General features: G+C 46.2%; 28 protein-coding genes and 1 other annotated feature. Of the genes, 25 read left to right on the plus strand and 3 right to left on the minus strand.

What is annotated here, in order from left to right; genetic code table 11:
• The first annotated feature begins 86 nt into the window (after positions 1–86).
• Positions 87–1,799, plus strand: a complete 1,713-nt coding sequence (locus RKD52_RS06375; RefSeq protein WP_454099085.1) for a sensor domain-containing diguanylate cyclase — start codon at positions 87–89, stop codon at positions 1,797–1,799.
• 36 nt (positions 1,800–1,835) lie between these two features.
• Here RKD52_RS06375 and RKD52_RS06380 read toward each other — a convergent pair whose 3' ends face one another.
• From RKD52_RS06380 to RKD52_RS06390, 3 genes are read right to left on the minus strand one after another with little or no spacing between them, the layout of a single operon-like run.
• Positions 1,836–3,509 (minus strand): hypothetical protein, encoded by a 1,674-nt coding sequence (locus RKD52_RS06380; RefSeq protein ID WP_454099086.1) that lies wholly within the window; start codon positions 3,507–3,509, stop codon positions 1,836–1,838.
• Between the two features lie 10 nt (positions 3,510–3,519).
• The gene (locus tag RKD52_RS06385) at positions 3,520–4,029 is read right to left on the minus strand and encodes a prepilin-type N-terminal cleavage/methylation domain-containing protein (protein WP_454099087.1); all 510 of its coding nucleotides are present in this window, start codon (positions 4,027–4,029) and stop codon (positions 3,520–3,522) included.
• A complete protein-coding gene (locus tag RKD52_RS06390) occupies positions 4,026–4,457 on the minus strand; it encodes a type IV pilus modification PilV family protein (RefSeq protein WP_454099088.1) in 432 nt (143 codons plus the stop codon). The genes RKD52_RS06385 and RKD52_RS06390 overlap by 4 nt, the downstream gene beginning before the upstream one ends.
• A gap of 181 nt (positions 4,458–4,638) precedes the next feature.
• Between RKD52_RS06390 and RKD52_RS06395 the strand changes: the two genes are divergently transcribed.
• From RKD52_RS06395 to RKD52_RS06510, 24 genes are all read left to right on the plus strand, one after another.
• Positions 4,639–5,949 (plus strand): VanW family protein, encoded by a 1,311-nt coding sequence (locus tag RKD52_RS06395; RefSeq protein ID WP_454099089.1) that lies wholly within the window; start codon positions 4,639–4,641, stop codon positions 5,947–5,949.
• 4 nt (positions 5,950–5,953) lie between these two features.
• Positions 5,954–7,609 (plus strand): GspE/PulE family protein, encoded by a 1,656-nt coding sequence (locus RKD52_RS06400; RefSeq protein ID WP_454099090.1) that lies wholly within the window; start codon positions 5,954–5,956, stop codon positions 7,607–7,609.
• 5 nt (positions 7,610–7,614) lie between these two features.
• Positions 7,615–8,655 (plus strand): type IV pilus twitching motility protein PilT, encoded by a 1,041-nt coding sequence (locus RKD52_RS06405; RefSeq protein ID WP_454099091.1) that lies wholly within the window; start codon positions 7,615–7,617, stop codon positions 8,653–8,655.
• Positions 8,655–9,860 carry a type II secretion system F family protein gene (locus tag RKD52_RS06410; RefSeq protein WP_454099092.1) on the plus strand — a complete coding sequence of 402 codons (1,206 nt, stop codon included), beginning with the start codon at positions 8,655–8,657 and terminating at the stop codon, positions 9,858–9,860. Before RKD52_RS06405 ends, RKD52_RS06410 begins: the two co-directional genes overlap by 1 nt.
• A gap of 104 nt (positions 9,861–9,964) precedes the next feature.
• The gene (locus RKD52_RS06415) at positions 9,965–10,375 is read left to right on the plus strand and encodes a type IV pilin protein (protein ID WP_454099093.1); all 411 of its coding nucleotides are present in this window, start codon (positions 9,965–9,967) and stop codon (positions 10,373–10,375) included.
• 16 nt (positions 10,376–10,391) lie between these two features.
• A complete protein-coding gene (locus RKD52_RS06420) occupies positions 10,392–11,138 on the plus strand; it encodes a prepilin peptidase (protein WP_454099094.1) in 747 nt (248 codons plus the stop codon).
• A gap of 16 nt (positions 11,139–11,154) precedes the next feature.
• Complete coding sequence (pilM, locus tag RKD52_RS06425; RefSeq protein WP_454099095.1) at positions 11,155–12,126, plus strand: type IV pilus biogenesis protein PilM; 972 nt, start codon at positions 11,155–11,157, stop codon at positions 12,124–12,126.
• The gene (locus RKD52_RS06430; RefSeq protein ID WP_454099096.1) at positions 12,127–12,744 is read left to right on the plus strand and encodes a PilN domain-containing protein; all 618 of its coding nucleotides are present in this window, start codon (positions 12,127–12,129) and stop codon (positions 12,742–12,744) included.
• Entirely contained in the window at positions 12,725–13,552 is an 828-nt protein-coding gene (locus RKD52_RS06435; protein ID WP_454099097.1) for a hypothetical protein, read from the plus strand. The genes RKD52_RS06430 and RKD52_RS06435 overlap by 20 nt, the downstream gene beginning before the upstream one ends.
• 117 nt (positions 13,553–13,669) lie before the next feature.
• The gene (locus RKD52_RS06440) at positions 13,670–14,698 is read left to right on the plus strand and encodes an SPOR domain-containing protein (protein ID WP_454099098.1); all 1,029 of its coding nucleotides are present in this window, start codon (positions 13,670–13,672) and stop codon (positions 14,696–14,698) included.
• Between the two features lie 157 nt (positions 14,699–14,855).
• The gene (locus tag RKD52_RS06445) at positions 14,856–15,425 is read left to right on the plus strand and encodes a Maf family protein (protein WP_454099099.1); all 570 of its coding nucleotides are present in this window, start codon (positions 14,856–14,858) and stop codon (positions 15,423–15,425) included.
• Positions 15,426–15,461: 36 nt separating this feature from the next.
• Complete coding sequence (gene radC, locus RKD52_RS06450; RefSeq protein WP_369734726.1) at positions 15,462–16,145, plus strand: RadC family protein; 684 nt, start codon at positions 15,462–15,464, stop codon at positions 16,143–16,145.
• 136 nt (positions 16,146–16,281) lie between these two features.
• The gene (locus tag RKD52_RS06455; RefSeq protein WP_369734727.1) at positions 16,282–17,304 is read left to right on the plus strand and encodes a rod shape-determining protein; all 1,023 of its coding nucleotides are present in this window, start codon (positions 16,282–16,284) and stop codon (positions 17,302–17,304) included.
• Positions 17,305–17,398: 94 nt separating this feature from the next.
• Positions 17,399–18,295 carry a rod shape-determining protein MreC gene (gene mreC / locus RKD52_RS06460; RefSeq protein ID WP_029279369.1) on the plus strand — a complete coding sequence of 299 codons (897 nt, stop codon included), beginning with the start codon at positions 17,399–17,401 and terminating at the stop codon, positions 18,293–18,295.
• Complete coding sequence (mreD, locus tag RKD52_RS06465; RefSeq protein WP_454099100.1) at positions 18,292–18,813, plus strand: rod shape-determining protein MreD; 522 nt, start codon at positions 18,292–18,294, stop codon at positions 18,811–18,813. Before mreC ends, mreD begins: the two co-directional genes overlap by 4 nt.
• Before the next feature lie 177 nt (positions 18,814–18,990).
• Entirely contained in the window at positions 18,991–19,674 is a 684-nt protein-coding gene (minC, locus tag RKD52_RS06470; protein ID WP_454099101.1) for a septum site-determining protein MinC, read from the plus strand.
• Between the two features lie 2 nt (positions 19,675–19,676).
• Complete coding sequence (gene minD, locus RKD52_RS06475) at positions 19,677–20,483, plus strand: septum site-determining protein MinD (RefSeq protein ID WP_454099102.1); 807 nt, start codon at positions 19,677–19,679, stop codon at positions 20,481–20,483.
• 284 nt (positions 20,484–20,767) lie between these two features.
• Positions 20,768–21,544 carry a peptidoglycan DD-metalloendopeptidase family protein gene (locus RKD52_RS06480; protein WP_454099103.1) on the plus strand — a complete coding sequence of 259 codons (777 nt, stop codon included), beginning with the start codon at positions 20,768–20,770 and terminating at the stop codon, positions 21,542–21,544.
• Positions 21,537–22,403 carry a M50 family metallopeptidase gene (locus RKD52_RS06485; protein WP_454099104.1) on the plus strand — a complete coding sequence of 289 codons (867 nt, stop codon included), beginning with the start codon at positions 21,537–21,539 and terminating at the stop codon, positions 22,401–22,403. The genes RKD52_RS06480 and RKD52_RS06485 overlap by 8 nt, the downstream gene beginning before the upstream one ends.
• Positions 22,404–22,462: 59 nt before the next feature.
• A complete protein-coding gene (locus RKD52_RS06490; protein ID WP_454099105.1) occupies positions 22,463–23,893 on the plus strand; it encodes an Rne/Rng family ribonuclease in 1,431 nt (476 codons plus the stop codon).
• A 52-nt stretch (positions 23,894–23,945) separates the two neighbouring features.
• Positions 23,946–24,029 (plus strand) — a sequence feature (ribosomal protein L21 leader region).
• Positions 24,030–24,044: 15 nt separating this feature from the next.
• The gene (rplU, locus tag RKD52_RS06495) at positions 24,045–24,353 is read left to right on the plus strand and encodes a 50S ribosomal protein L21 (RefSeq protein ID WP_029279382.1); all 309 of its coding nucleotides are present in this window, start codon (positions 24,045–24,047) and stop codon (positions 24,351–24,353) included.
• 11 nt (positions 24,354–24,364) lie between these two features.
• Positions 24,365–24,718, plus strand: a complete 354-nt coding sequence (locus tag RKD52_RS06500) for a ribosomal-processing cysteine protease Prp (RefSeq protein ID WP_369734733.1) — start codon at positions 24,365–24,367, stop codon at positions 24,716–24,718.
• Between the two features lies 1 nt (position 24,719).
• Positions 24,720–25,013, plus strand: a complete 294-nt coding sequence (rpmA, locus tag RKD52_RS06505; protein WP_029279387.1) for a 50S ribosomal protein L27 — start codon at positions 24,720–24,722, stop codon at positions 25,011–25,013.
• 228 nt (positions 25,014–25,241) lie between these two features.
• Positions 25,242–25,790, plus strand: coding sequence for a Spo0B C-terminal domain-containing protein (locus tag RKD52_RS06510; RefSeq protein WP_454099106.1), 549 nt, complete (start codon positions 25,242–25,244; stop codon positions 25,788–25,790).
• Positions 25,791–25,805 lie beyond the last annotated feature (15 nt).

Genomic DNA, 25,805 nt, shown 5'->3' on the forward strand with positions numbered 1-25,805 from the left:
TAGGCTGATAGTCCCGAAATAAATGACAAAAATCTGAATTTTTGTTAAAATATAAAAAACAGCATGGCGGGAGAGGGGGACAATCCATGGAAAAAAAGCTGAAGTCCATTTTGTGGGCCGTCTGGGCCATCGTATTTCCTTCATCACTATTTGCAGCGTACACTCTCTGGCCGGTAAAAATTTCAGGAAATGAATGGACGATTGCCGCTTTTCTGGTTTTCATGTGCATTGTTTCGGTTTTCCCGATCATCGTCAATGAAACGCCCGTTTTTTTTGCTCAGGGTGTTTCCATATCCGTCTTTCTGCTCTTCGGTCCTTTTGTTGAAATGATTCTTATGCAGGCAGCGCTCACTGTGCTTCTGCTGAAGCTCAGAGTTGGAAAACGGGAAATTTACCGGTTTCCGACGAACTCCCTGATGTTTCTGATCGTATCAGCAGCAGGGGCAGCCGTTTATTACGCGATTGGCGGTACACATGAACGGGAGGCTCTCACCTTTCCGTTTATTCTCAAAGTGATTGCCTATTCATTTACCATTTGCCTTGTTAATCACTTCTTTCTCCAGCATGTGATCAGAGGGTATTTCTATAAGATGAAAGAAAAATTTTTCTCGAGGGATTTTCTGTGGGAAATTCTCACAACGCTCATGTTTTTGCCGGTGGGCATTTTGCTCTACATTCTGTACCTTGACCTTGGATTTGAGGCATTGTTTTATGTGGGCATTCCATTTGTGGGAACCTCTTATATCCTTATTTTGCTGTCTCGCAGCCAGCGCCTCAATACGTATCTTCAGCAGGCAAGCGAAATCGGCCATCAGCTTACCGAAAGGCTGGAAGTGAAGAAAGTTGTTAAGGTGTACCTGAATAAACTGACGTCAATGATCAAAGCTGATTATGCATATATTATTGATGTGATCGACGACAATGAGTTGAAGGTCATCCGGAAACTTGAAAACGGCCGGATCGTCAAGAATGTACAGGAATCCATATCTGTTCACCATGGTGTCAGCGGTCTGGTCTATGCAACCAAAAAAAGCATGCTGTACACTAAGCGGGATCAATGGGCGAAACTTGAGAAAACCCTGCTGCCGGAAAGCGTAGAGAGCGTGATTGCAGTTCCGATTGTCAGAAACCAGAAGGTCGTTGGGATTGTCATTCTTGCGTCAAATAAAAAACGGTTTTATGACCGCGCACAGCTGATGATTACGGATCTTTTGACCGCCTATCTGGGTGTGGCAATTGAAAATGCAAAAAGCTACGAAGAGACGAAAAAACAAAGTGAACGCTGTCCATTAACAGGCCTTTATAATTACCGCTACATGGAGAAGCTGCTGGAGTATGAATACACGGAACTGATTCAGCAAAAAAGCGGCAGCATGTCGCTGATTCTGCTCGACATCGATCATTTCAAAAAAGTGAATGATACATACGGGCACCAGGCAGGAAATGAAATTCTGATTTCACTTGCCGAGCGTCTTTGCAAATTCGTCGGGGAAAGAGGAACGGTCGCAAGATACGGCGGTGAAGAGTTTGTCATCCTTCTGCCAAGTATGGACAAGCATGCATGCTTCGCAGCGGCTGAAGGCATACGCCAGAGCATCGCAAATCGTCCTTTCATCGTTGAACAAAGCATCGGTCATCCCGGCAAGCGCCAGCCTGTATCCATTACAGCAAGCATCGGCTACGCAACCGCCCCGGAAGATGCCGAAGGTCCCCTAGACCTCATCCGCCACGCAGACCGCGCCATGTACATCGGTGCAAAGCAGGCGGGACGGAACAGAGTAGCGCAATATGTGAAATAGGAAAAGCCGGCATCTATTTGGATGCCGGCTTTTACATTATTTAACTTCTGTATCGATGGTTTCAACTTTCAGTTTTTCTACTGTCGGAATGCCTGTAGGGGGATTAAGGATCAGGTCCTCTTTGAATTCTATTTGCAGTCGGGAAGGCAATCCCGGCTGCTGCTGATTCTTTTCAAAATACAGCCCGCCGATATTGTTGTACAGCTCAGGATCAAAATCATACCGCCAGGCAAATTGATACCATTTAGGCCCAACCCAGACATAGCGTGCCCCAAGGGTATTTCTTGTCTCTCCCTTGGTGGCATTCAGAGTAATATTCGATCCATAAACGCCTCCTCTAATTTTAATATTGGAACCTACTCCATACATTTCAAGAGTTTCGTTTGAGTAAAGAAAGGCATCTATAATCTTTGGAGTATTGCTGTACTCATTATTATTTGCGACAAGCATGCTGCCGTTGCTCAAGATAACAGCTGTTCCGCCGCTTACATTGTTGAGATTTTCAATTGACGTATTCTTTTCTACATAAACCGTTCCGTTCGTATTAAAATCTGATCGGATATCTGCTGCATCCGAGATATACATTTGTCCCTGGAGTTTCAGATTTGATATCGCAGCTTTTCCGTTAATATAGACATAGCTGTTGGGGTTTGTTAATTCGATGGTGCCCTTTAAATCCGCCTGTCCATTAATAAAGACATTGCCGCTTGTAATGAGCCTGCTTGCTTCTCCCATAGTGAAATTGCCTTCCATTAAAACATCGCCGGCTACGTTAAGAACACCCGTCAATTCAAGATTCTGAAGAAACTTTTTGCTGGTATTGTGAAGGGTGCTGCCTGAAAGGAGGGTGTCATTCAAACCGTTAGCAATTTGTCCTCTTCTTGCTGTATATGCTGCGTGCTTCTCATTGATCCGGCTCAGGATGTTAATCTGGTTTGTTGAAACAATCGCATCTCGTATTCTGGGAGGCGTCACAAAATAGCTCTGCAGGCTGCCTGAATTTGCAACGGGCCGGAAATTTGCGGCAGCAGTATTGGAAGAAGAGCTGTTATAAAAATATTTGGATGGATAAGTCTGACCGGAAGAGTCCTGGCCTTTTACTGTCATATCACCCTGTATCGACGGATAAACGGTTCCGGGATAATACGTTGAGCCAGATTGGATGAACTTGCCCCTGCTGCCTAAATAAAGCCTTTGCTGTACAAAGATATTTCCTTTAATATCCACAGCGCCATTGAGCGTTAAATCTCCATTTGTTACAACACCGTAGTTGAAAATATCGGCAATAGTGGACACCTTGAGAGTTCGCTTCAATTGCTTTCCGGAACTCTCAGGACCGACTGGAGCTGCTATATCAACCGTTTGAACAAACAGATTGTTGGTTGCAGAAATCGGCTTTAAGATTTTTCCGGTTACCTCAATTCCTGATCGCTGCTCAATTCTTGACTCCAAGCTGCTCAATTTGGTGAGCAGAGTCTGAGAATTCAGCACTTCATTGTTGATGTTTTCCAATAGAACTTCATATTCTGCCGAAGCTTCGTCAAGGAGTTTCTCCGCTTTGGTCATATCCTCAAGGTACGTTTTCGAATGCTTTACAAATGCCTGAGAGCTTATCGTAATGCTGAGAAGTGAAATACCCAGAATCGAAACTAATGTAAAAACCATCAGCACATTAAGCAGTGCATAGCCGTTCTGATTTAATTTTTTCAAACCAATCACCTCAATCTGCCAGGTTATATATTTTCAGGATTTCATACGGTTTTGAATCAGTGTTTTTTTCTTTCAGGACCAGCTTGCAGATCAATTGGGAGGAGTCGTCTGAGATGAAAAAATGGCTGCCTTCTAATGAAATGTTTTCATTATTGACGGGTTTTCCGTCAATGCTCAAATTTCCGCCGGAAAAAATAACCGGAATGGGCGTTCTTGTTTCATCTAATAAATTTGAAGGATTAACCGTTTTAGTGACTTTAACGGGAGTGACTTTTGTAAGCTCTTGTCCTTTTAAATCTCCAAGTCCAAACTCATCTGCGTTCTCAAGCGCCTTGTTTAAAGAGTCGACAATCAGTACCGCTTCATTTCTGAGATTGGTTTTAGAAAGCGTAGATTCCCCCGCTTTCATCATAGACATTAAAAATCCGGTGCTCATTGTGAGAATAATAGAGGAGAGGGCAAGCACCAGCAGCAGCTCGATCAATGTTATTCCATTTTGATTTAAAAGAATTTTCTTCATTTGCGCACATACCCTTCGAGTGTAGAAGAGGACGATATCCCGTCACGGTTTGTCACTGTGACTGAAATTTCTACAAGCTTTCCCCTTAAATTTGCCTGCGGCGGTTCTTTAAAGGAGACGTCGGCAGAATATCCGCTCAGAGAAAAAGCTTCTTCTTGAAGTGCGAGTTTCTGCCTTATGGCATCAGGGGCCAGAACTTCTCTTGTGCTTAGTTTTCTTTTTGCTTCAATAAATCCTTCCGCCTGATAGGCTTCAAGAAGACTTTTGCTAAGCTGCTGGGATGTAATATTTTTGTCGAAAGAATTTGAGTAAGAAGCACTATTCACGAAAAAACTGCTCAGAACCGAAAACATGATGGTCAAAATGACGATGGAGGCTAAAACTTCGATCAATGTAAATCCCCGTTCTTTTTTAAAAGCCGTTTTCATGGGCATCCCCGTACTTTCTTTTATAAATTATGGGCAGAAAGGAAAATCTTTCTTTTCTTCTGAATAAAGCTATTATACAATAAAACTAGTCGATTTTTGTCTAGTATTTGGAAAAAAATAATTCGAATTACTTAGGTTTATTTAACTAGTGAACGGTATGTGTGACAAAGGGGGGCATGAAGTGGGTACATCATCAAAAAGAAAAACGTTTTTTGTTTTGTTCGGATGTGTTTTTATTCTCTTTGGATTTTCTTTTTTTGGAGCGAAGGCGTATGGAGCGCTTTTTAATGAAAAAACGGTTCCTTCTGGTGTCGAGGCGGGCGGAGTACCGCTGTCCGGCCTGACTCAGAAGGAAGCGGAAGCAAAGCTGAATCAGGCCATCACCGCCTGGAAAGAAAACAGCTTTTATTTTCTTCAGGCAGACCGGGAGCTCGGTCTGGATCTGAATCTTGTCGTATTCGATGTGAAAAAAACAGCGGAGCTCGCTGTTGCCGATAAAACGAACCGGCTGATTGCCGCGGTTGATGAAAAAGCTCTTAGCACATTTCTTGAAAATGAGCTCAGTGCAGACACGTTCGGAGCTGTTGACCAAAAAGCGCTCTCAGCCGAAATAGAGCTCGCAGCATCTGAACTGACAGAGGGGATTTTCACTCTGTCTATCAATAAGTACCTGTTGAAAGAAAAACTTCCAAAAACGCTGCTTGCAGGATCTGAACTTCCTGCAGATCCGGGTCTTCTCCTGCAGCCGGCTGTTATCCGGATAGACCCTCTCGAAACGTTCTCTTTGGAAGCGTATCTCGAAGAGTTTCCCCTGCAGCTGGATGATGCCGCTTTGAGCAGGATGGCAACAGGAATCTATCAGACCATTCTCCTCACGAACTTTGACATTCTTGAACGCCACATAAGTGCAGAACTGCCCGCCTATGCAGAGCTTGGCAAGGAAGCTACATTTATGAAAGGTAAGCAGGACCTTGTCTTTTACAACCCGAACGATGCGGCTTATGAACTGAAGCTTGTTCAGGACGGAGGGTCCCTTTCCATCAGTCTTGAAGGAGCTGCCTTTGAGAATGCGTACAGTTTAACAATGGAAAATGAAAAAGAATTTAAGCCTAAAACCATCATTCACTATGACCCGGCTCTTGATGATCAGACGACAAGAGTAAAAGAGGAAGGCAGAAGCGGACAGTCTGCTGAAGTGTACAGGAATGAGCTTGACAGTAACGGCAGCGTACTGTCAAGCACCCTGATATCAGACGACTTTTACGCACCTGTTCACAGAGTGGAAGTAAAAGCGCTCAAGTCAGAACAGCAATCAGTCCCGGGCGGCGAAGAAGGAACCGTTCAGCCGGAAGCAGGGGCTGATCAAAACAAACCTGCAGAAGGAACGGGGAACTCTCCACTGGAGAATCAGCCTGACAAGACCCCTCCGGCTGGAGGCGACCGCTATCAGGAGCTGTGGGAAGAACCGGCATTTGAGAAAGGGGATGAATAGCACGGTGAAGCAGACGCGAAAAAGGCTCGGGGACCTTCTTGTGGAAACAGGACTGATAACGGATGAGCAGCTGAAAGTAACGCTGAAGGAAAAAAGTGAACGTCAAAAGCTGGGGGATGCTCTCCTGCAGCGCGGCTACATTACAGAGCAGCAGCTGATAGAGGTGCTTGAATTTCAGCTTGGTATTCCGCACGTCAGTTTGTTCAGGTATCCCTTCGATACAAAGCTTTTCACCTTAATTCCGAAGGAGACGGCCAAACGGAACTATATGATTCCGCTGAAAAGAGAAGGGGACAAGCTGTATGTTGCCATGGCGGACCCGATGGATTACTACGCAATTGAGGACTTGAGGCTTTCCACGGGCTTTCAGGTAGAGCCTGCCATTGCCACGAAGGACGATATTTTAAGAACCATTACAAAGTATTTTGAAATGGAAGAAGACATTGATCAGCTGATCGGTGCGCCGGAAGAAACAGTGAAAGACGAGAAAGCAACTGAAGCGGATTCGCCGATTGTGAGGCTTGTTAATCAGTTGCTGCAAAATGCCGTTCAGCAGCGGGCGAGCGATATTCATATTGATCCTCAGGAAACCAAGATTGCCGTGCGCTACAGAATAGACGGCGTCCTGAAAACGGAACGGGTTCTTCCAAAACATATGCAGAGTGTTCTCACAGCAAGAATCAAGATTATGTCCAATCTTGATATTACGGAGCAGCGTGTTCCTCAGGACGGAAGAATTAAGCTGACGCTTGATTTTCACCCGATTGATCTGCGCGTTGCCACCCTGCCGACTGTATACGGGGAAAAGATTGTGCTGAGGGTGCTTGATTTGAGCAGTGCATTAAATGACATGACGCAGCTCGGCTTCCATCAAATGAATCTGGAGCGTTTCTCGCAGCTGATTGAACGTCCGTCCGGCATTGTGCTGATTACCGGACCGACCGGTTCAGGGAAGTCGTCAACGCTCTATGCCGCTTTGAACAAACTGAATTCTGAAGAGGTCAACATCATCACCATTGAAGATCCGGTTGAATACCAGCTTGAAGGCATCAATCAGATTCAGGTGAATCAGACTGTCGGCATGACATTTGCAAAAGGGCTTCGTTCCATTCTGAGGCAGGATCCGAATATTATCATGGTCGGAGAAATCCGTGATAAAGAGACGGCTGAGGTTGCCATAAGGGCATCGCTGACAGGTCACCTTGTGCTGAGCACCCTTCATACGAATGACTCGGTCGGCACGATTACCCGCCTAATTGATATGGGGGTAGAGCCGTTTCTTGTGGCTACTTCACTCTCGGGAGTGGTTGCCCAGAGACTTGTGCGGAAAGTCTGTAGGGACTGTGCGGAAACCGTTCAGCCCACCGTCCGGGAAAAAGAGATTTTCGCCAAACGCGGCATGACGGTTGAATCCATTGTCAGGGGAAGAGGCTGCGGAACCTGCAACATGACGGGCTATAAAGGCCGCCTTGCGATCCATGAGCTGCTAGTTGTAACAGATGAAATGAAAAAAGTCATTATGAACGGAGAGTCCTTCTCTGCCATACGCGATCTGGCTGTTAAAAACAGAACGCTCTTCCTGATTGATGACGGCCTGCTGAAAGTGAAACAGGGGCTGACGACGACAGAAGAAATTCTGCGCGTAGCCTTATCGGAGTGATGAAGATGAAAGTGAAACTTGAAGAAATCATGAAATCCGCGTTCGAACTTGGAGCATCCGACATCCATCTGACAGTCGGAATTGCCCCTATGCTTAGAGTGAACGGAGAACTAAGAAGCTACAGCGGTCTGGTTCTTTCGCCGGAGGATACAGAGGAAATGGCAAAGTCCATTCTGCCGAGGGCGATGTGGGAGAAGTTTCAGGAAAAAGGAGAGCTTGACTTTTCCTATGGCATAGCAGGTGTATCGAGATTCAGAATAAATGCCTACAAGCAGCGCTCCTGTACGGCGCTTGCCGTCCGGATTATTCCGACGTCCATCCCGACGCTTGAAGACCTGCACCTGCCGGATGTGCTGAAGACACTTTCCCATAAACCCCAGGGACTTATTTTAGTAACAGGACCGACAGGAAGCGGGAAATCCACTACGCTTGCTGCTATGATCCACCACATGAACCAGTCGGCCAGAAAGCACATTATTACCCTTGAAGATCCGATTGAATATCTTCATAAGCACGGATCCTGCATCATTGACCAGAGAGAAGTAGGGTTTGACACATTGAACTTTGCCAACGGTCTGAGGGCAGCACTCAGGCAGGATCCGGATGTCATCCTCGTAGGGGAAATGAGAGATTTGGAGACTGTCCATACAGCGATTACGGCTGCAGAGACAGGCCATCTTGTCCTGGGGACTCTCCATACCTCAAGTGCCCCTGCGACCATCGACAGAATCATTGATGTTTTTCCTCCCAACCAGCAGGCACAGGTAAGAATTCAGCTTGCATCCGTATTAACCGGAATTCTGTCCCAAAGGCTTTTTCAGACCGCGGATTTCAGAGGGAGACGGGCGGCAACAGAAATTCTTGTCAACAACCCGGCGATAGCAAACCTGATCCGGAATGAAAAAATCCACCAGATTCCGAATATACTCCAGACAGGCCGTGATCAGGGCATGATGACCCTTGAAGGATCAATACGGGAGCTTGTTCAATCAGGCGTCATTTTAAGGGAAATGGCAGAACCATATTTACAGGAGACGATGCGGTAATGGCGCGGTTTAAATATGAAGGACGGGGAAAAGCAGGCCAGACAAGCGGTGTGGTCACCGGAACTTCAAAAAGAGATGTGATTGTAAAGCTTCAGGAAAAGGGACTCCGGATTACAAAGATTGAGGAGCTGCAGGAAACGCTGCTGACAAAAGAAATCAGCATAGGAAACCCTGTTAAGCTCCAGGACTTCGTCATCTACCTGAGGCAGTTTTCGACGCTGCTCAAAGCTGGAATCTCCGTTGTGGAGGCGACGAATATCCTTGCCAGACAAACAGAAAGCAAGGCATTGGGAAAAGCGCTTTTTGATGTGGAAGAGGAGCTAAGGTCAGGAAATCCGCTCTCTGCCGCAGCGGCAAAGCATAAAAAAATCTTCTCCAGCATGTTTACAAACATGGTCAAGGCGGGCGAAGCCGCAGGGAACATGGACGAAACGCTCGACCGCCTCGCCGTACATTATGAAAAACAGCATAAAACAAAACAGAAAATCATTTCGGCGCTTGCTTATCCTGCCGTTGTCGGAGTGGTGGCCATTGCAGTCATTATCTTTCTTTTGGTCGCGGTCGTACCTACGTTTGTTGACATGTTTCAGGATTTCGGGGCCGATCTTCCGCTCATTACCAAATTTGTCCTCGGCGCGAGTGAATGGATGCAGTCATTCTGGTGGCTTGTCATCCTCTTGATTCTTTTGTTTTTTGTCGGAATTGCAGTGATGAAGTCACAGCCCTCATCAAAGTACTATCTCGATGCGGCTGCGCTGAGAATGCCGATATTTGGAAAAATGCTGCAAAAGGCAGCGCTTGCAAGAATGACAAGGACACTCAGTTCTCTGTTCTCAAGCTCCGTCCCGATCCTGCAGGCGATTTCCATAGTAGAGAGCATTGTAGAAAATGAAGTGATCAGCCGGGTGCTGAAAGACTCAAGAAACGCTCTTGAAAAAGGTAATTCTCTTACGGAACCGATGAGAGAACACTGGGTATTCCCTCCGCTTGTCACACAAATGATCGCAATTGGAGAAGAAACGGGCTCACTCGACGAAATGCTCGCAAAAGTCGCGGATTTTTACGAAGATGAGGTCGAGCAGGCGACAGACAGGCTGAAGTCCCTCATCGAACCCCTAATGATTGTCTTCCTTGCAGGAATTGTCGGTGTAGTTGTGACTTCCATCCTAGTTCCTATGTTTGATATTTTTAACAAAATAAATTAATTTTGTCGAAAAATTAGCAACATCATCCAATTTATGTGCTATAATAACGATAGACTAAACACAAAGACCTATACTTCCAATTTACTAGATAAGGAGAAAGAGATATGTTTAAAAAGATGCTGAAAAACGAACGGGGATTAACACTGATCGAATTGCTTGCTGTTGTTGTGATTTTGGGGATTATTGCTGCTATTGCGGTGCCTGCTATTGGGAATGTTATCAGTAAGTCTAAAGAAGATGCAATTCATGCTGAAGCAGTTCAAGTTTTAGATGCTGCAAAGTTGTTTGTTTCCACTAATAATCCAACTGACACAACAAAGACTTATTCAAATATAGGTGAAAATCCAAATACTCAAATGAATGACTATTTAGATGGTGTAGGTGACTACTCAATCACTATTGGATATGCAAATAATAAATATACCTATACTGCAATTAAAGTAGTAAAAGACAATATTACAAGAACATATCCAACGGTTGCGGATTTAAGAGAAAAAGACGCTACTGAAAATTAAACTTATGCAAATACCCATGCTCTTATTAACTATCTACGGTCTCCTACTAGGCTCCTTCTACAACGTAGTCGGCCTCCGCGTTCCAATGAAACAATCAATAGTCGCACCCCGTTCCGCGTGTCCGGGGTGCGGACATACATTAACAGCAGGCGAGCTTATTCCTGTTGTTTCTTATGTTTTACAGGGCGGTAAGTGCAAAAAGTGCAAAGCCCGCATTTCTCCGCTGTATCCGTTTGTGGAAGCACTGACGGCCCTGCTGTTTGCTGCGGCTTTCCTGCTTTTGGGGTGGACAGGGGAGCTTGCTGTTGGGCTGACGCTTATTTCTTTGTTTATGATTATTTTTGTGTCTGATGTGAAATACATGGTGATTCCTGATAAAGTGCTGCTGTTTTTCGGCGGGCTTCTGGCTGTTGAGAGAGTTTTGATTCCGCTTTCGCCCTGGTGGGATCCGCTTGCAGGAGCTGCAGCCGGGTTTTCATTGCTCTATGCGATTGCTTTCGTGACAAGAGGCAAAGGCATGGGCGGCGGGGATATCAAGCTTTTTGCCGTTCTTGGCCTTGCGCTTGGATGGAAGCTTGTACTGCTTGCCTTCTTTCTCTCGTGTCTCGCCGGTTCGCTTGCCGGAGGGATTGCGATGCTTTTTGGAAAAGCAAAGCGGAAGGAGCCGATGCCGTTCGGACCTTCCATCATGGCGGGGACTCTTGCAGCCTACTTTTTCGGAGAAACATTAATAGACTGGTATATCCGTTTGATCGGTTATTAGGAAAGGAGGGAGCATATTGAGGCTTTCCGGATTTCGTTTCAGCAAAAAGACAGGAAATTTTACGATAAAAGATGATGCCATTCGCTACGCAGAACTAAAGCAGGCAGAACCATTGATGATGGGAACGTGCGAAGAGCGCCTGCTTCCTGAAGGGCTTATCCGCGGAGGGGTCATCCAGGATTTTGACACCCTCTCACTCATACTGGATGAGTGTGTTAATGAATGGGGCATAAAGGGCAGGAAAGTCCGGTTTACGGTTCCTGATTCCCATGTAGTCATCCGGAAGGTGAGTGTCCCCGGCGATTTAATCGACGATGAGATTCGCGGGCATCTTTATGTGGAAATCGGCTCGTCCATTCATCTGCCTTTTGATGAGGCTGTATTTGATTATATCGTGACAGGCCGGACGGACAAGGAGCTTCAGCTGCTGCTGTTTGCGTCGGGCGAAGAGCTTGTCAGGAGCTATTCAGACCTGTTTGACAGTGCGGGCCTGAAACCGGATGCCGCCGATATCTCTCCCCTTTGCCAGTACCGCTTTTACCTGAATCAAAAACCAAAAGTGGGTCATGCATCCTCTGTCATGCTTATTCAGTATGATCTGTCAGGCGTAAACCTGAGCATCTTTCAGCAGGAGCAGCCTGTGTTTATGCGGAATATAGAGGTTGAGAAGAATATCCGTGAATCTGAACAAATTAGCGTGAGCATGTCACCAGAAGATTTCCGTCTCCAGGCAAACGAAATCATAAAGGAAATCGACCATGTCCTCAATTTTTACAGATTTTCACTGAATCAGGGGAATGATGAAGTTTCATCCTTCATCCTGACGGGAGATCACCCGCTGCTCCATGAAGCAGAGCGGCTTCTGGCTGAACGGTATGACTATCCTGTTGATTCATTAAAGAATGCGCAAGCTGAAACGTTGAATAAAACTCCGCTGCCTGCTTCGTTTTATCTGACTGCCGGTCTGGCATTAAAAGAGGTGCGTTAAATGCTGGCTGATATTAATTTGCTGCCGAAAAAAGATCCTAGGAATGTGGCCAATGCCACGCTCTATCTTCTTCTTGCTTTTATCGCCGCCATCTTTGCGGGGCTTTTTATCATTCAGCTGACTTCTGCCAATGGAGAAAAAGCAGACGTTAAAAACCAGGTTGCGGCAGTTGAATCAGAGCTTGAGCGGCTCATGGCTGAGAAAGGGACAGAAGGGAGTTCAAGCTCTTCAGTTTCCTCTCTTCAAAGCGCTGTTGAGTACGCTGATGGCGTGTCGCTCGATTCTGTTCCCGTGGTAAAAGAACTTGCAGGCAAGCTTCCTGAACGGGGGTTCTTTAAAACCTTCTCATACAATGATGCAGGAGAGCTGACGCTTTCCGTTCAATTTGATACAAACCGCGAGGCAGCGTACTATCTTGCGAGATTAAAAGAATCTGCTTACTTCACGAAAGCCGATTTAATCAGTATCACCGCTGTCAAAGAAGAGGGTACAGAGGCTGCTGAGGAAGAAGAATCTAATGAGATTCCACGGTCAGAAGCGCAGTATATTCTTACGTTGAATCCGGATTATCTACAAGCAGAGAGCGGGGAACCAGCTGATGACGATTCATCTTCATAAAAAACATCTTTTCCTCCTGCTTGCAGCAGCCTTCACTCTCGGGTTGCTCTATTTTGGTGGGTACTATCTCTTCATAAAGCCTGTTAAGGCAGAGATCAGCACGCTTGAGAATTCAAGGGACATGTATCTGAACCAAATTGGAACGTTGGGTGAAAATCCTTCGACAGAAACGAAGGCGCCTGTCCATTCTGTAGAATTACAGCGAAAAGTCCCGGTTTCCCCGATGGTTGAACAGCTTGTGCTGGATCTGGAAAAGGCGGAAACGGTTTCTAACAGTAAAATAGAAAGCGTCACGTTCGCTGAAAGCGAAGATGCATTCCTGCCGCCGGCAGAACCGGAAGCTGTCCAAACTGAAGCTCCGGCTGATGGGGCTGAAAGTCCAGAGGCACCGGCAGATCAATCCGGAAATGCAGAGGTGCCGTCAGAATCAGCGGACGCGCCGCCTTCACAGCCTGTAAATGCGCAGGAGACGGCAGAGCTGTCAGCAGCACCTGAAGGACTAAAGCGAATCCTCATTTCCCTTGAAGTGACGTCCGGCAACTATTTCGACATGGAAGCCTTTATTGCAGAACTTGAAACACAGCAGCGCGTCGCGAAAGTGGATCTGCTGACATTTAACGGTGTGAAAGAGTTGACTTCCCTTGATCAGGAAGCAGAACCACTGAAGTATTCCCTTCAGGTCTCCGCCTTTTATATGGATACTCTTCAGGACCTTAAGGATGAAACGCCAAAAGTGGCAGCGCCCGAGCCGGGGGGCAAGCTGAATCCCCTCAACACTTCCCTCGTAAAGGAAGAAGATGGCGAATAGAGCGGGTATTTGACGAAAACCTTTCTGAACAAGACGACAAATGTCTTGTTCTTTTTTATTTTTGCTGTGCTAGCATGAAAACCAAATACTCGATTCGTACAGATAGGCGGTGTAGAGGTGGACAAGCGTGCACATGCAATGAAGGTTAAGATCAATGGCGAGGAACGGAATTGGAAGGGGAAGAATAATCGAAAAAAAGGAAAGAAAGAGGAAGAGGCAGAAAAGCCTGAGATTCCCGTAACGAGCTGGAATGAGAAAGCGATGGCAGAGCAGGAGGCGGCCGCGTCCGATGCAGAAAAAGAAGATGAGTTCACATGGGTCCTCCCGGATGATGACGGGGAGGTTTTCCAGGATGATCCCAAGGTTGTCGCCGTTAAAAAGGTATCCTCTAAATCCAAGCATTCTCCATACTTCAGTACTGGGAAAAAGGTTCATCTAAGTGCGTATCCTTTTAAGCAATATGCCATCACCATTGTTCTTGCGATTGTGCTGGGCGTAAGCTTCGGATTTCTTGCCCTGAATTTCATGTCAGACGAGGATCTGCCTGCCGCTCTTCAGACAGGCGCGGGACAGGCGGAGGGAGAAGCGGCGGCTCCTGAGGCAGCAGGCGGGGGTGCGGGCGCCGGAGCTGCAGAGCAAACGATTCAGCTTTACTTCGCTCAAATCGGAAAGTTCTCTTCTAAGGAGGGTGCCGATGCCACGGCTGCCGACTTAAAAGCTAAAGGGTTTCCTGCTGCAGCAGTTGAGGAAGACGGCTCATACTTCGTTTACGGGGGAGTCGGCAATGAAAAACAGGAGGCAGACGGGCTGAGCAATGTCTATAAGTCCAGCTCCATTGATACATGGAGCGGAAAAACGGCTGACTTCTCTGTGAAATCAAATGAAGATCCGTCAGCATTCATCGGCCATTTCAAAACACTTGTTACCCTCTCATCCGCCGCGGTGGAAGGAAACGGCAAAGAGGTAAAATCGAAATCTGAAGCTGTTCTTTCAGAGCTTGGAAAGCTTAAACCGAAGGATGAAAGTCTTGTTTCGATGAAAAAAGAATTAACGGATGTGTCGTCATTGCTTGCTGAAGGCGCGGATGAAAAGACAGGATGGGCCGCACAGCAGAAGCTGATGGACCTGCTCGTTTCGCTTAACTGAATTTCCCGGGGCATCTCTATGAAAAGAGGTGCTTTTTTTGCGGGAAAAAGCTGCTGTTTTTCGTGCAAAATTCTATTTTGGCCGTTTGTGCATCCTGCCGGTGTTTGCTAAGATACGAGTGTATCTCCCTTTATACCGAATGAAAGGATGTTGAAGAATGGAACATCATCTTATTTTAGCTTCAGGATCTCCGCGCAGAAAAGAGCTTCTTGAAAAAGTCAGCATCCCGTTTACTGTTGTTGTCAGTGATGTGGAAGAGACAGTTGACCCGGCGCTTTCGCCCTCTGACATTGTCATGTCTCTCGCTGAGCAGAAGGCCGCTGCTGTTGCAGAGCGCTTCAGAGACTCCGTTGTTCTTGGATCGGATACAGTAGTCGTTTACGGCGGCGAAATTCTCGGAAAACCTGCCGACGAAGAGGATGCAAAGACAACGCTTGCCAAGCTTTCTGGCAAAACACATCAGGTGCTCACAGGTGTTGCCATTTTGCATCAGGAGAAGAAAATCGTTTTTTACGAGCAGACAGATGTGACATTCTGGCCGCTTACAGTTGAAGACATTGAAGAGTATGTGCTGTCCGGAGAGCCGATGGACAAGGCGGGATCCTACGGCATCCAGGGTCTTGGATCGCTGTTTGTAAAAGAAATCCGCGGAGATTATTTTTCTGTCGTAGGACTTCCTTTGTCAAGGACAGCGAGAGAGCTGAAAAAAGCGGGCTACATCTGTTAAGAGAAAGGCAGAGAGGGAATCAGGAGGAGAAACAGATTGGACGTGCTGAAAATCCATGATTTCCCGTTGGAAGACAGGCCGCGTGAACGGCTGATTCATGACGGTCCTGAAAGTCTCGCAAACCATGAGCTGCTTGCCATCCTGCTTCGAACAGGTTCAAAAAAAGAGTCTGTTCTGCAGCTTGCCAACCGTTTGCTCAACCATTTTGAAGGCCTGCGGTTTTTAAAGGAAGCATCAGTCGCCGAGCTGACGAGCATTTCCGGAATCGGAGAGGCTAAGGCCGTTCAGGTTCTGGCGGCGCTTGAGCTCGGCAGACGGATCAACCGTCTTGCCTATGAAGACAGATATGTCATTAAATCCCCTCAGGACGGCGCCAATTATGTCATGGAGGAAATGCGCTTTTTATCACAGGAGCATTTTGTCTGCCTCTATTTAAATACGAAAAATCAGGTGCTTCATAAACAAACCGTTTTTATCGGAAGCCTGAATGCCTCAATCGTTCATCCCCGCGAAGTATTTAAAGAAGCGCTGAAACGCTCTGCTGCTTCGATTATCTGCATCCACAACCACCCGTCAGGCGACCCTTCCCCTAGCAGAGAAGATATTGAAGTTACTAAAAGATTAACAGAGTGTGGTAAAATGTTAGGGATAGAGCTTTTGGACCATCTTATTATCGGCGAGCAAAAATATGTGAGTTTAAAAGAAAAAGGATATTTGTAACACTTTTATTTTTGTGTAATTACGCTATAATAATGTGTGTAATTACGCTATAATAATGTTTATGAGTTTTTTTCGCCGTCGCATTTGACTGCTTTTAAAATAAGTAATTCGGTTTTCAGAAAGGGAGATACAATTAATGTTTGGAATTGGGACAAGAGACCTTGGTATAGATTTGGGTACGGCCAATACACTGGTATTTGTTAAAGGAAAAGGAATTGTTGTGCGCGAGCCTTCAGTTGTAGCGATGCAGACGGATACGAAGTCGATCGTGGCAGTAGGAAACGACGCGAAAAATATGATCGGACGCACACCCGGCAATGTAGTGGCGCTCCGCCCGATGAAAGACGGCGTTATCGCCGACTATGAAACAACAGCAGCAATGATGAAGTATTACATAAAACAAGCAACAAAAGGGAAAGGCATTTTCTCAAGCAAGCCTTACGTTATGGTCTGTGTTCCTTCCGGCATTACAGCAGTAGAAGAACGTGCAGTGATTGATGCAACAAGACAGGCTGGTGCACGTGATGCTTATACAATAGAAGAGCCGTTTGCAGCTGCAATCGGTGCAAATCTTCCTGTCTGGGAACCGACTGGAAGCATGGTTGTTGATATTGGCGGCGGTACGACTGAAGTAGCCATCATCTCTCTTGGCGGAATTGTCACGTCACAGTCAATCCGCGTAGCAGGCGATGAAATGGATGATGCGATCGTCAACTACATCCGCAAAACATACAATTTGATGATCGGTGACCGTACATCTGAATCCATTAAAATGGAAATCGGTTCAGCAGGATCTCCTGAGGGCGTTGAAAACATGGATATCCGCGGCCGTGATCTTCTGACAGGTCTTCCGAAAACAATTGAAATTACGGCGAAAGAAATTGCAGAAGCTCTTCGCGATACGGTAAATTCAATTGTCGATTCTGTTAAAAACACACTTGAAAAGACTCCGCCTGAGCTTGCAGCGGACATTATGGACCGCGGCATCGTCCTTACCGGCGGCGGCGCTTTGCTCCGCAATATTGATAAAGTGATTAGTGAAGAAACGAACATGCCTGTCCTTATTGCCGAGAATCCTCTTGACTGTGTAGCAATCGGCACCGGCAAAGCTCTTGAACATATTCATCTTTTCAAAACAAAAGCAAAAGACAGCAGATAATACAGGTACCTGCAGAAGGTCCGCTCCATAACAGCTGCATTTGCACGGACTGATTCCTGCGAACACAGCAAATAGTAAGAGGGTGTAAAGTCACATGCCGCAGTTTTTCTTGAATAAACGTCTTATCCTGCTCCTGGTCAGTATTATCTTTTTAGTGGCATTGATCGGCTATTCGCTAAAAGAAGACAGAGAGCTTACTTGGCCGGAGCAATTTGTCAAAGATTCAACAGGATTATTTCAGACAGTCTTTCATAAGCCCGCACAATATGTAGCGGGCTTCTTTGAGAATGTCGGCGATCTTAAAAATACGTATGAAGAAAACAAGCTCCTCAAAAGCAAGATCGATGAGCATATGAAAATTGAAACAGAGCTGCAGGCTCTCAGACGCGACAATGAAAAGCTGCGCGAAGAGCTGGGTGCACAGGAATCATTAAGGGAATACAATCCCATTCCGGCAGCGCTGATTGCCCGCAACCCGGACCCGGGCAGATGGTTTGATCTGATTACCATTGATAAAGGATCACAGCACGGCGTTGAAAAGGATATGGCCGTTATCACAAATAAAGGCCTGATCGGAAAAGTGAAAAGCACTTCTAAATTCAACTCCACCGTTCAGCTTTTAAGTTCCCCTGACCGGAAAAACCGGATCGCGGCTGAAATTCAGGGCAAAGACGGACAGCCGAATATTTTCGGGCTGATCGAAGGATATGACGAGAAGAAAAAAGCTCTTCTGCTTAAGAAGATTGAATCGGACGTTAAAATCGAAAAAGGCCAGAAAGTTGTGACTTCCGGCAGCAGCGGAATCTTCCCGGAAGGACTTGTCATCGGTGAAGTGCTCGAAGTAGAACCCGATTCCTACGGACTATCGCAAATGGCCTACATTAAGCCGGAAGCAGATCTGTATGATATTGACCGGGTATTTGTAACAGACAGAGTAAAAGAAACAATCGATATTACAAATATGGATCCAGAGGAGGAGGAGGAATCATGAACCGTATCCTCCTTCCTCTTTTCATTTTGTTCGTTTTTATCTCGGAAAGCACGTTTACCGATCTGATTGAGCTTCCGTTCACATCCGAAGATCAAGTGATTATCCCGAGGTTTGTGATGCTTTCCGTCGTTTTTATTACGGCTTACTACAGCCAGAAGATGGGGATCATCTACGGAATGGTTTTCGGTTTGCTGCATGATATTGTGTATACCGAAATCCTCGGCATCTATTTGTTTGCCTATCCGCTGTTTGCCTACCTGATCTCAAAAGCTCTGAGGGCTCTTCAAGGGAACATGCTTGTTGTGCTTTTCCTGTCTTTGCTGGCTGTTACTCTTCTGGAGTTTTATTCTTACGGCATTCAGATGCTGATCGGCTATTCGAATCTGCCATTCTATGATTTTACAAATCTGAGGCTTCTTCCGACGATTCTTGCAAACTCAGTTGGCGCCATCGTCCTGATCTATCCGATGAGCCGTTTTATTTCAAAAGTGAAAAGGGACTATATGGATGATCTGTAGACTGTAATCTGACAGCAAATGACTGCCTGTGCAGACAGATATGGCCGGATGAAATGAGTACTGCTTGTGAGCCATTCTTCCTGAATCAGGAAACGGACAAAGTTTGAGAAATTGCGTTTTAAAAAGAGGAAGAATGCATCGATCTGTCGAAATTGTATAGTCGTTGAGGTGAACGTCATGAAGGCTCAAAAACAGCATTATGTCACGATAAAAGGCACGAAAGACGGCTTAACCCTGCATCTTGATGATTCGTGTTCGTTTGAAGAACTGCTGAATGATCTTGAGCAGATGCTGTCTCTAAAACAGTATATACATGAAGATGGGCCAACGATCACCGTTAACGTAAAAGCGGGCAACCGCCTGCTTCACAGAAGCCATCAGGAACAAATCGAGGCTGTGATTCAGAAAAAGCGTAATCTGGTTGTTGAAACATTCGAAAGCAATGTTGTTACAAAAGAACATGCCGCACGCATGAAGAAAGAAGCGGAAATCGTTTCTGTGGCAAAGGTCATCCGTTCAGGCCAGGTTCTTAAGGTTGACGGTGATCTTCTTTTGATAGGAGATGTGAATCCTGGCGGCACTGTGATTGCCGGGGGCAACATTTTCATTATGGGAACACTCAGAGGAATTGCTCATGCCGGATATAACGGGAAGAGCTCAGCTGTCATTGCCGCATCCGTGATGATGCCGTCGCAAATCCGGATTGGCTCAACAGTCGGCAGAGCGCCTGATTATGTCCGGGAAGAAACGCATGAGATGGAATGTGCGTACATAGATGAAAGCGAGTCGATCGTCATTGACCGACTGCAGCAGTTAACTCATTTACGACCTGAATTGACAAGGTTTGAGGGAGGAATTTAACCGTGGGTGAGGCAATCGTTATTACCTCTGGCAAAGGCGGAGTTGGAAAAACAACGACTTCTGCCAATCTAGGAACATCATTGGCGATTTTAGGAAAACGGGTATGTCTCATTGATACTGACATCGGTCTTCGAAACCTCGATGTTGTAATGGGACTTGAAAACCGGATCATTTATGATCTGGTGGATGTTGTAGAAGGGCGCTGCAAAATTCATCAGGCTCTGGTTAAAGATAAACGCTTTGAAGACAGGCTTTACCTGCTTCCTGCTGCTCAGACGAGCGACAAGTCGGCTGTGAATCCCGACCAGATGAAAAAGCTTGTTGATGAGCTGAAACAGGACTACGATTATATCGTGATCGACTGTCCGGCAGGCATTGAGCAGGGCTTTAAAAACGCAGTCGCAGGGGCGGACAAGGCAATTGTCGTAACAACTCCCGAAACATCTGCGGTGCGGGATGCAGACCGCATTATCGGACTGCTTGAACGTGAAGAAAGTATTGAGCCTCCAAAACTTGTGATTAACCGGATACGGAATCATCTCGTAAAAGACGGCGATATGCTTGATATAGATGATATTGTTGCTCATCTGTCGATTGACCTCATCGGGATTGTAGCGGATGACGATGATGTGATTAAAGCTTCGAACAAAGGCGAGCCGATCGCAATGGACGCTTCAAACCGCGCATCCATTGCCTACCGGAACATCGCGCGCCGGATCCTTGGCGAAGCCGTTCCTCTTCAGTCGCTTGAGGATGCGAATCCGGGCATGTTTACAAAAATCAAACGCTTTTTCGGTGTAAGAGTATAAACGGGCAGTCTCCTTATTCAGGGAGGCTGTTTTTTTATTAAGGAAATTATAAAAAATACAAGGCTGTGGATAATATAACAAATTTATTCTCGGCAAGCGTAAGCGCCTAAATCCTCTGTCAGAACAAATCCGGCAAAAAAGTCAAAACCGGACTTTTCTGCCGGATTCTTATCTGCCTATCGGAGCGGGCCTTGGCGCTTGCGCTTTTGTATCAGGGCTTGTCATAATCCCGTCGGACAAGGCATATGATGCAGTAAATGTGCTATGAGGGGATGGGAACTGCAATGGGGAATCGTGCGGATGATCTGCGGAAAAAAATGGCGAAAAGAAAACGGGAGCTCCGTTTGGGGGATGCTTCTAAACGGGATCCCAAACCGTTTTCAGCTCTTCCTTACACGGATGATGAGGAGAAATACAGCGGCGCTGCGTATCATTCGTACGATCCCGGCAGTGACGGCGTGGGAGGAAAGCATCCGCTGTTTAAGCCGGATGTGTTTATGTTCAAGCTGCTGATCGGCGCCTGTCTAGTGCTGGTATCAGCGATCGTGTTTAAAAATGATTCGCCTCCGTTTGAAAAGGTTCAGCATGTTGTCACAAGCACGTTTGAAGAAGAGTTCCAGTTTGCGAGAATATCAAAATGGTACGGGGAACAGTTCGGTGACCCTCTGGCTCTGATAAAGCCTGCTGCTGACAAACAGCCTGCTTCAGACCAGTATACCGCTCCTGCATCAGGCAAGGTGCTTGAAACGTTTGAAGACAATGGCCAGGGTGTGATGGTAGAAACAAGCAGCACGCTTGTGGAAGCGATGAATGAGGGTATCGTCATTGAAATCGGAAAAAAGGAAGAGTCAGGTCTGACGGTAGTCGTCCAGCATGACGATTCAACAGAAAGCTGGTACGGAAACCTCGAAGAAGTGCAGGTTTCCCTGTATGACTTTGTTGAGAACGGCAAAGAAATCGGCAAAATCAAAGCAGCAGAAGATCAAAAGGGAACGTATTATTTTGCTATTAAAAAGGGTGAGCAATTTATAGACCCGATACAGGTGATCTCCTTTGAATAAATATTTGTCTGTGTTTCTTCACATTCATATTCACCCCATTCTATGGCTGATCATGGGAATCTCGGTCATGACTGCCCACTTTCAGTCACTGTTGATTCTGCTTGTGATCATTCTTGTGCATGAGCTTGGGCACGCAATGGCTGCAAGACATTTTGACTGGAGGCTGAAATCAATTGTCCTCCTTCCATTTGGAGGGGTGGCAGAAGTTGAGGAGCATGGGAACAGGCCGCTGAAGGAAGAGCTTATTACGATTGCTGCGGGACCGTTTCAGCATCTTCCTCTGCAGGGAGCTGCCTTTCTTTTGTTTTCAGCAGGCTATATGAGTCCGGAAACGTTTCAGCTTTTTACGTTTTACAACGGAATGATCTTTCTGTTTAATCTGCTGCCGATCTGGCCGCTGGATGGCGGAAAGCTGCTGTTTTTGTTTGTATCTGTGAGGCGGTCCTATCAGGAGGCCCACCGATTGATGCTGATGGTGTCAGCTGTTTTTCTTGGGGTGTATTTGCTGGTTTTCCTCTTGTTTTCTCCGCAGCAGCTGAACGTCTGGATCATTGCAGGGTTTCTCATCTATTCCTTATATACTGAATACAAACACCGAAGCTTTGTAAGCATGCGTTTTCTGCTTGAGAGGTATTACGGCAATAAACAGGACCCGGGGATCCTTGAGCCGATTGTAGTAGATGAGGATGAGATGATCTATCAGACTCTCCTAAAGTTCAGGAGGGGATGCAAGCACCCGATTATTGTAGAACGTGACGGAAAAAAACTGTTTGAGCTTGATGAAAATGAGCTGCTGCATGCTTATTTTGCCGATAAACGCGTGCAGTCGACAGTCGGTGAGCTGAACTACCTCTATTGACGCTGGCCTCATAAAATGAGTAAATAAGAGAAAGCACTTATAGAAATGAGGATGTTTCATTGCGTACGTTACTTTTCAATGCAAAGGGCAGTGAGAACCGCTGCGCGCTGCTTGAAGACAAAGATGTTCAGGAGATACACATTCATCATATACATGAAACGGCCGGCGCCATTTACGCGGGCCGTGTTTTAAATGTTCTGAAGGGAATGGCGGCTGCGTTTGTTGATATCGGGTCGGAGAAAAACGGCTATCTGTCTGTCCATGATCTTCCTTCCTCAATGGAAAAAAGAATAAGAGAAGGACAGCAGATCATCGTTCAGGTGGCCAAAGAGGCAACAGAGCATAAAGGGCCAAAACTCACAGCAAAACTGGAGTTTGGCGGACAGTATCTTGTTTATATGCCTGATTCCGGATATACAGCCGTCTCAAAAAAAATTGAAGACCCCGCTGAAAGAGAGAGGCTGCTTGCCATCGGAGCCTCTCTTTGCAAAGAAGAAGAAGGCCTTGTTTTCAGAACCGCGGCAAACGGAAGAGAGAAAGAGGAACTCACGCGTGAATTTGATTATTTAAAAGGGAAATACGAAGAAGTAAAAATGAAGAAACCGGAAAAAGTGCCATCCCTGCTTGCCGAGGGGACACCGTTTTTTGACCGGATGCTGCGGGAGTATGACCTGGGGGAAGTTGACCGGATTGTCTGTGATGATAGTGAACTTGCTCTGGATCTTAAAGCGCGGTGCAGAGGGGCGGAGGTGATCTTTCACCAGTCTAAGCAGCCGGTCTTTGAAACGTATGGTGCTGAACAGGAAATGGAGAAAGCCCTCAAGAGGATTGTTTGGCTGTCCAATGGCTCGTACCTTGTGATTGATAAGACTGAGGCCATGACTGTCATTGATGTCAATACAGGGAAATTTTCCGGCAAGAGCTCTCTTCAGGATACGGTGCTGAAGACGAACCTTGCAGCTGCAAAGGAAGCCGCCCGCCAGATCAGGCTCCGCAACCTGAGCGGAATGATCATTATTGATTTCATTGATATGGACAGGCAGGAGGACAGGCAGGCTGTTCTCTCGGAAATGCTGAAAGAGGCTAAGCGGGATAAGGTGCAGTCGCGGATCATCGGGTTTACCCAGATGAATATTTTTCAGATGACAAGAAAAAGAGTCCGGCCAGATCTTGCCTCCCTGCTGATGAGCCCCTGTCCGCACTGCAGCGGCACCGGAACGGTCGTTTCAGCGGAAACGACAGCGTTCCGACTTGAGCGGGAGCTGTGGGAGCGGCAGTATATGGAGCATGAAGCCGTTTTAGTCGAACTTCCGGCGGACGCGGCACGGATTTTCAGGGGAGAACAGGACGAGCATGTAAAGCGCCTTGAGAGCGTTCTGCATTTTCGCATCTTCCTGAATCCTTCTTCTGAAACAGGCACATACAGGATCGTGCATCAGGGAGATGAGGATGAAATCATCCGCCTGCTGAAAAATAAAGAGAAAATGTGATTGACACAGATAGCCCGCTTTTGATAGTATTGTTATGTTATTGATTGTAGCACCCGTGCTACAACCGCTCAGATGCAGGTATTAAGCCTTTCGGATCATCCGGAACACCTGTCTGCTGGCGAGTCTGAGTCTAATTAGGAGGTGCATAGGAATGTACGCAATTATTGAAACTGGTGGCAAACAAATCAAAGTAGAAGCTGGTCAGGCGATCTACGTTGAAAAGCTTGCTGGTGAGCAAGGTGACACTGTTACTTTTGACCGAGTATTATTTATCGGCGGAGATGACGTGAAAGTTGGAAGCCCGATCGTTGCTGGTGCGACTGTTACAGCGAAAGTTGAAAAACAGGGCCGCGCTAAAAAGATCACTGTATTCAAATACAAGGCTAAGAAAAACTACCGCAAAAAGCAAGGTCATCGTCAGCCATACACGAAACTTGTTATTGATGCAATCAACGCTTAAGGCTTTTTAAGATGATAAAAGCAGTCATTAACCGCTCTCGCAGCGGCTTAATTGAATCGTTTACATTATCTGGACATGCCGATTTTGATGTTCACGGCAAGGACATTGTCTGTGCTGGAGCATCTGCTGTCGCATTCGGCGCTGTTAATGCAGTACATAAATTAACAGGCATAACGCCGATTGTCGAGCAGGGCGGCGACGGAGGATATCTTTCGTTTCAGCTGCCGCAGGAACTGGAGCAGGAAGCAGCCGCCAAGGCACAGCTTCTGCTTGAGGGAATGCTTGTTTCTCTGCAGTCAATTGAACTTAGCTACGGACATTTCATACACATTGTTATAAATAACAACCAGCAGGAGGTGGACTAGAATGTTTTTAACTTTAGATCTTCAGTTCTTCGCTTCTAAAAAAGGAGTAGGTTCTACTAAGAACGGACGTGATTCAATCTCTAAGCGTCTTGGCGCTAAGAGTGCAGATGGCGAATTCGTAAGCGGTGGTTCTATCCTTTTCCGTCAGCGCGGTACGAAAATTTATCCAGGTGAAAACGTTGGCCGCGGCGGCGACGACACTCTTTTCGCGAAAGTGGACGGAGTTGTGCGTTTCGAGCGTTTCGGACGTGACCGCAAAAAAGTTAGCGTATATCCTGTAGCACAAGAAGCATAATTTCTTTAGGAAAACTCTAGCCCACGGTTAGGGTTTTTCTTTTGTTTAATAAATGCAAACGATGGCAGCCTCATTCAATACCCCCCATCTAGCTGATTCCTTCTGCTTTTTTCAAATTGCCCTTATTTTCCCCTGGATTGTTTGTTATAATTTAGTACGACATTCAGTTTCCAAGTTGAAACTCCTAGAGAAATGAATAGAGAAAGATAAGGGAGCAGGAGTGCCGACATGAAAAAAACAAATGAAGAGTGGAATATTGTCGAGGTGCTGAGTCATTCCCGCCACGACTGGATGAATAAACTTCAGTTACTAAAAGGAAACATAACGCTGAATAAATATGACCGCGTACAGCAGATTATTGAAGAAATTGTGATTGAATCCCAGAATGAATCAAAACTCTGCAATCTGAAGATGCTTTCGTTTGCAAGCATGCTGATGACATTTAACTGGCACAGGCATCACTATGCCCTCGAATACGAGGTGCTTGGCACTGCGTGTGATTTGTCTGAACTCGATCAGACAGCAACAGAGTGGTGCGGAAAATTCTTTCAGATTCTTGATGATGCTGCGGACCGCTGCGCTGAAAATCATATGAGCATTACAATAGAAACAGAAGCCAATCAAAGACAAGCCCGGTTCTTTTTTGACTTTAACGGCATAATAACAGATAAAGCACTGTTATTAAACTGGCTGAAGGCAAATGAGCAAAGCGGGGTTGAAGTGAAGCACTATGAGCTTTCCCCGAATGAATTGACCGTTGCGGTTGAACTTGCATAATTGGCTTGGACGGAG

This window comes from Metabacillus sp. SLBN-84, assembly GCF_053629595.1.

What these genes read in the sequence shown, in the direction of transcription:
- rpmA (WP_029279387.1), top strand. Translation starts at nt 24,720, where the DNA reads ATGTTTTTAACTTTAGATCTTCAGTTCTTCGCTTCTAAAAAAGGAGTA.
- RKD52_RS06385 (WP_454099087.1), bottom strand. Translation starts at nt 4,029, where the DNA reads ATGAAGAAAATTCTTTTAAATCAAAATGGAATAACATTGATCGAGCTG.
- RKD52_RS06435 (WP_454099097.1), top strand. Translation starts at nt 12,725, where the DNA reads ATGACGATTCATCTTCATAAAAAACATCTTTTCCTCCTGCTTGCAGCA.
- minC (WP_454099101.1), top strand. Translation starts at nt 18,991, where the DNA reads ATGAAGGCTCAAAAACAGCATTATGTCACGATAAAAGGCACGAAAGAC.
- RKD52_RS06420 (WP_454099094.1), top strand. Translation starts at nt 10,392, where the DNA reads ATGCTCTTATTAACTATCTACGGTCTCCTACTAGGCTCCTTCTACAAC.
- RKD52_RS06455 (WP_369734727.1), top strand. Translation starts at nt 16,282, where the DNA reads ATGTTTGGAATTGGGACAAGAGACCTTGGTATAGATTTGGGTACGGCC.
- rplU (WP_029279382.1), top strand. Translation starts at nt 24,045, where the DNA reads ATGTACGCAATTATTGAAACTGGTGGCAAACAAATCAAAGTAGAAGCT.
- RKD52_RS06415 (WP_454099093.1), top strand. Translation starts at nt 9,965, where the DNA reads ATGTTTAAAAAGATGCTGAAAAACGAACGGGGATTAACACTGATCGAA.
- RKD52_RS06375 (WP_454099085.1), top strand. Translation starts at nt 87, where the DNA reads ATGGAAAAAAAGCTGAAGTCCATTTTGTGGGCCGTCTGGGCCATCGTA.
- RKD52_RS06410 (WP_454099092.1), top strand. Translation starts at nt 8,655, where the DNA reads ATGGCGCGGTTTAAATATGAAGGACGGGGAAAAGCAGGCCAGACAAGC.
- RKD52_RS06510 (WP_454099106.1), top strand. Translation starts at nt 25,242, where the DNA reads ATGAAAAAAACAAATGAAGAGTGGAATATTGTCGAGGTGCTGAGTCAT.
- mreC (WP_029279369.1), top strand. Translation starts at nt 17,399, where the DNA reads ATGCCGCAGTTTTTCTTGAATAAACGTCTTATCCTGCTCCTGGTCAGT.
- RKD52_RS06445 (WP_454099099.1), top strand. Translation starts at nt 14,856, where the DNA reads ATGGAACATCATCTTATTTTAGCTTCAGGATCTCCGCGCAGAAAAGAG.
- RKD52_RS06390 (WP_454099088.1), bottom strand. Translation starts at nt 4,457, where the DNA reads ATGAAAACGGCTTTTAAAAAAGAACGGGGATTTACATTGATCGAAGTT.
- RKD52_RS06480 (WP_454099103.1), top strand. Translation starts at nt 20,768, where the DNA reads ATGGGGAATCGTGCGGATGATCTGCGGAAAAAAATGGCGAAAAGAAAA.
- RKD52_RS06500 (WP_369734733.1), top strand. Translation starts at nt 24,365, where the DNA reads ATGATAAAAGCAGTCATTAACCGCTCTCGCAGCGGCTTAATTGAATCG.
- mreD (WP_454099100.1), top strand. Translation starts at nt 18,292, where the DNA reads ATGAACCGTATCCTCCTTCCTCTTTTCATTTTGTTCGTTTTTATCTCG.
- RKD52_RS06405 (WP_454099091.1), top strand. Translation starts at nt 7,615, where the DNA reads ATGAAAGTGAAACTTGAAGAAATCATGAAATCCGCGTTCGAACTTGGA.
- RKD52_RS06430 (WP_454099096.1), top strand. Translation starts at nt 12,127, where the DNA reads ATGCTGGCTGATATTAATTTGCTGCCGAAAAAAGATCCTAGGAATGTG.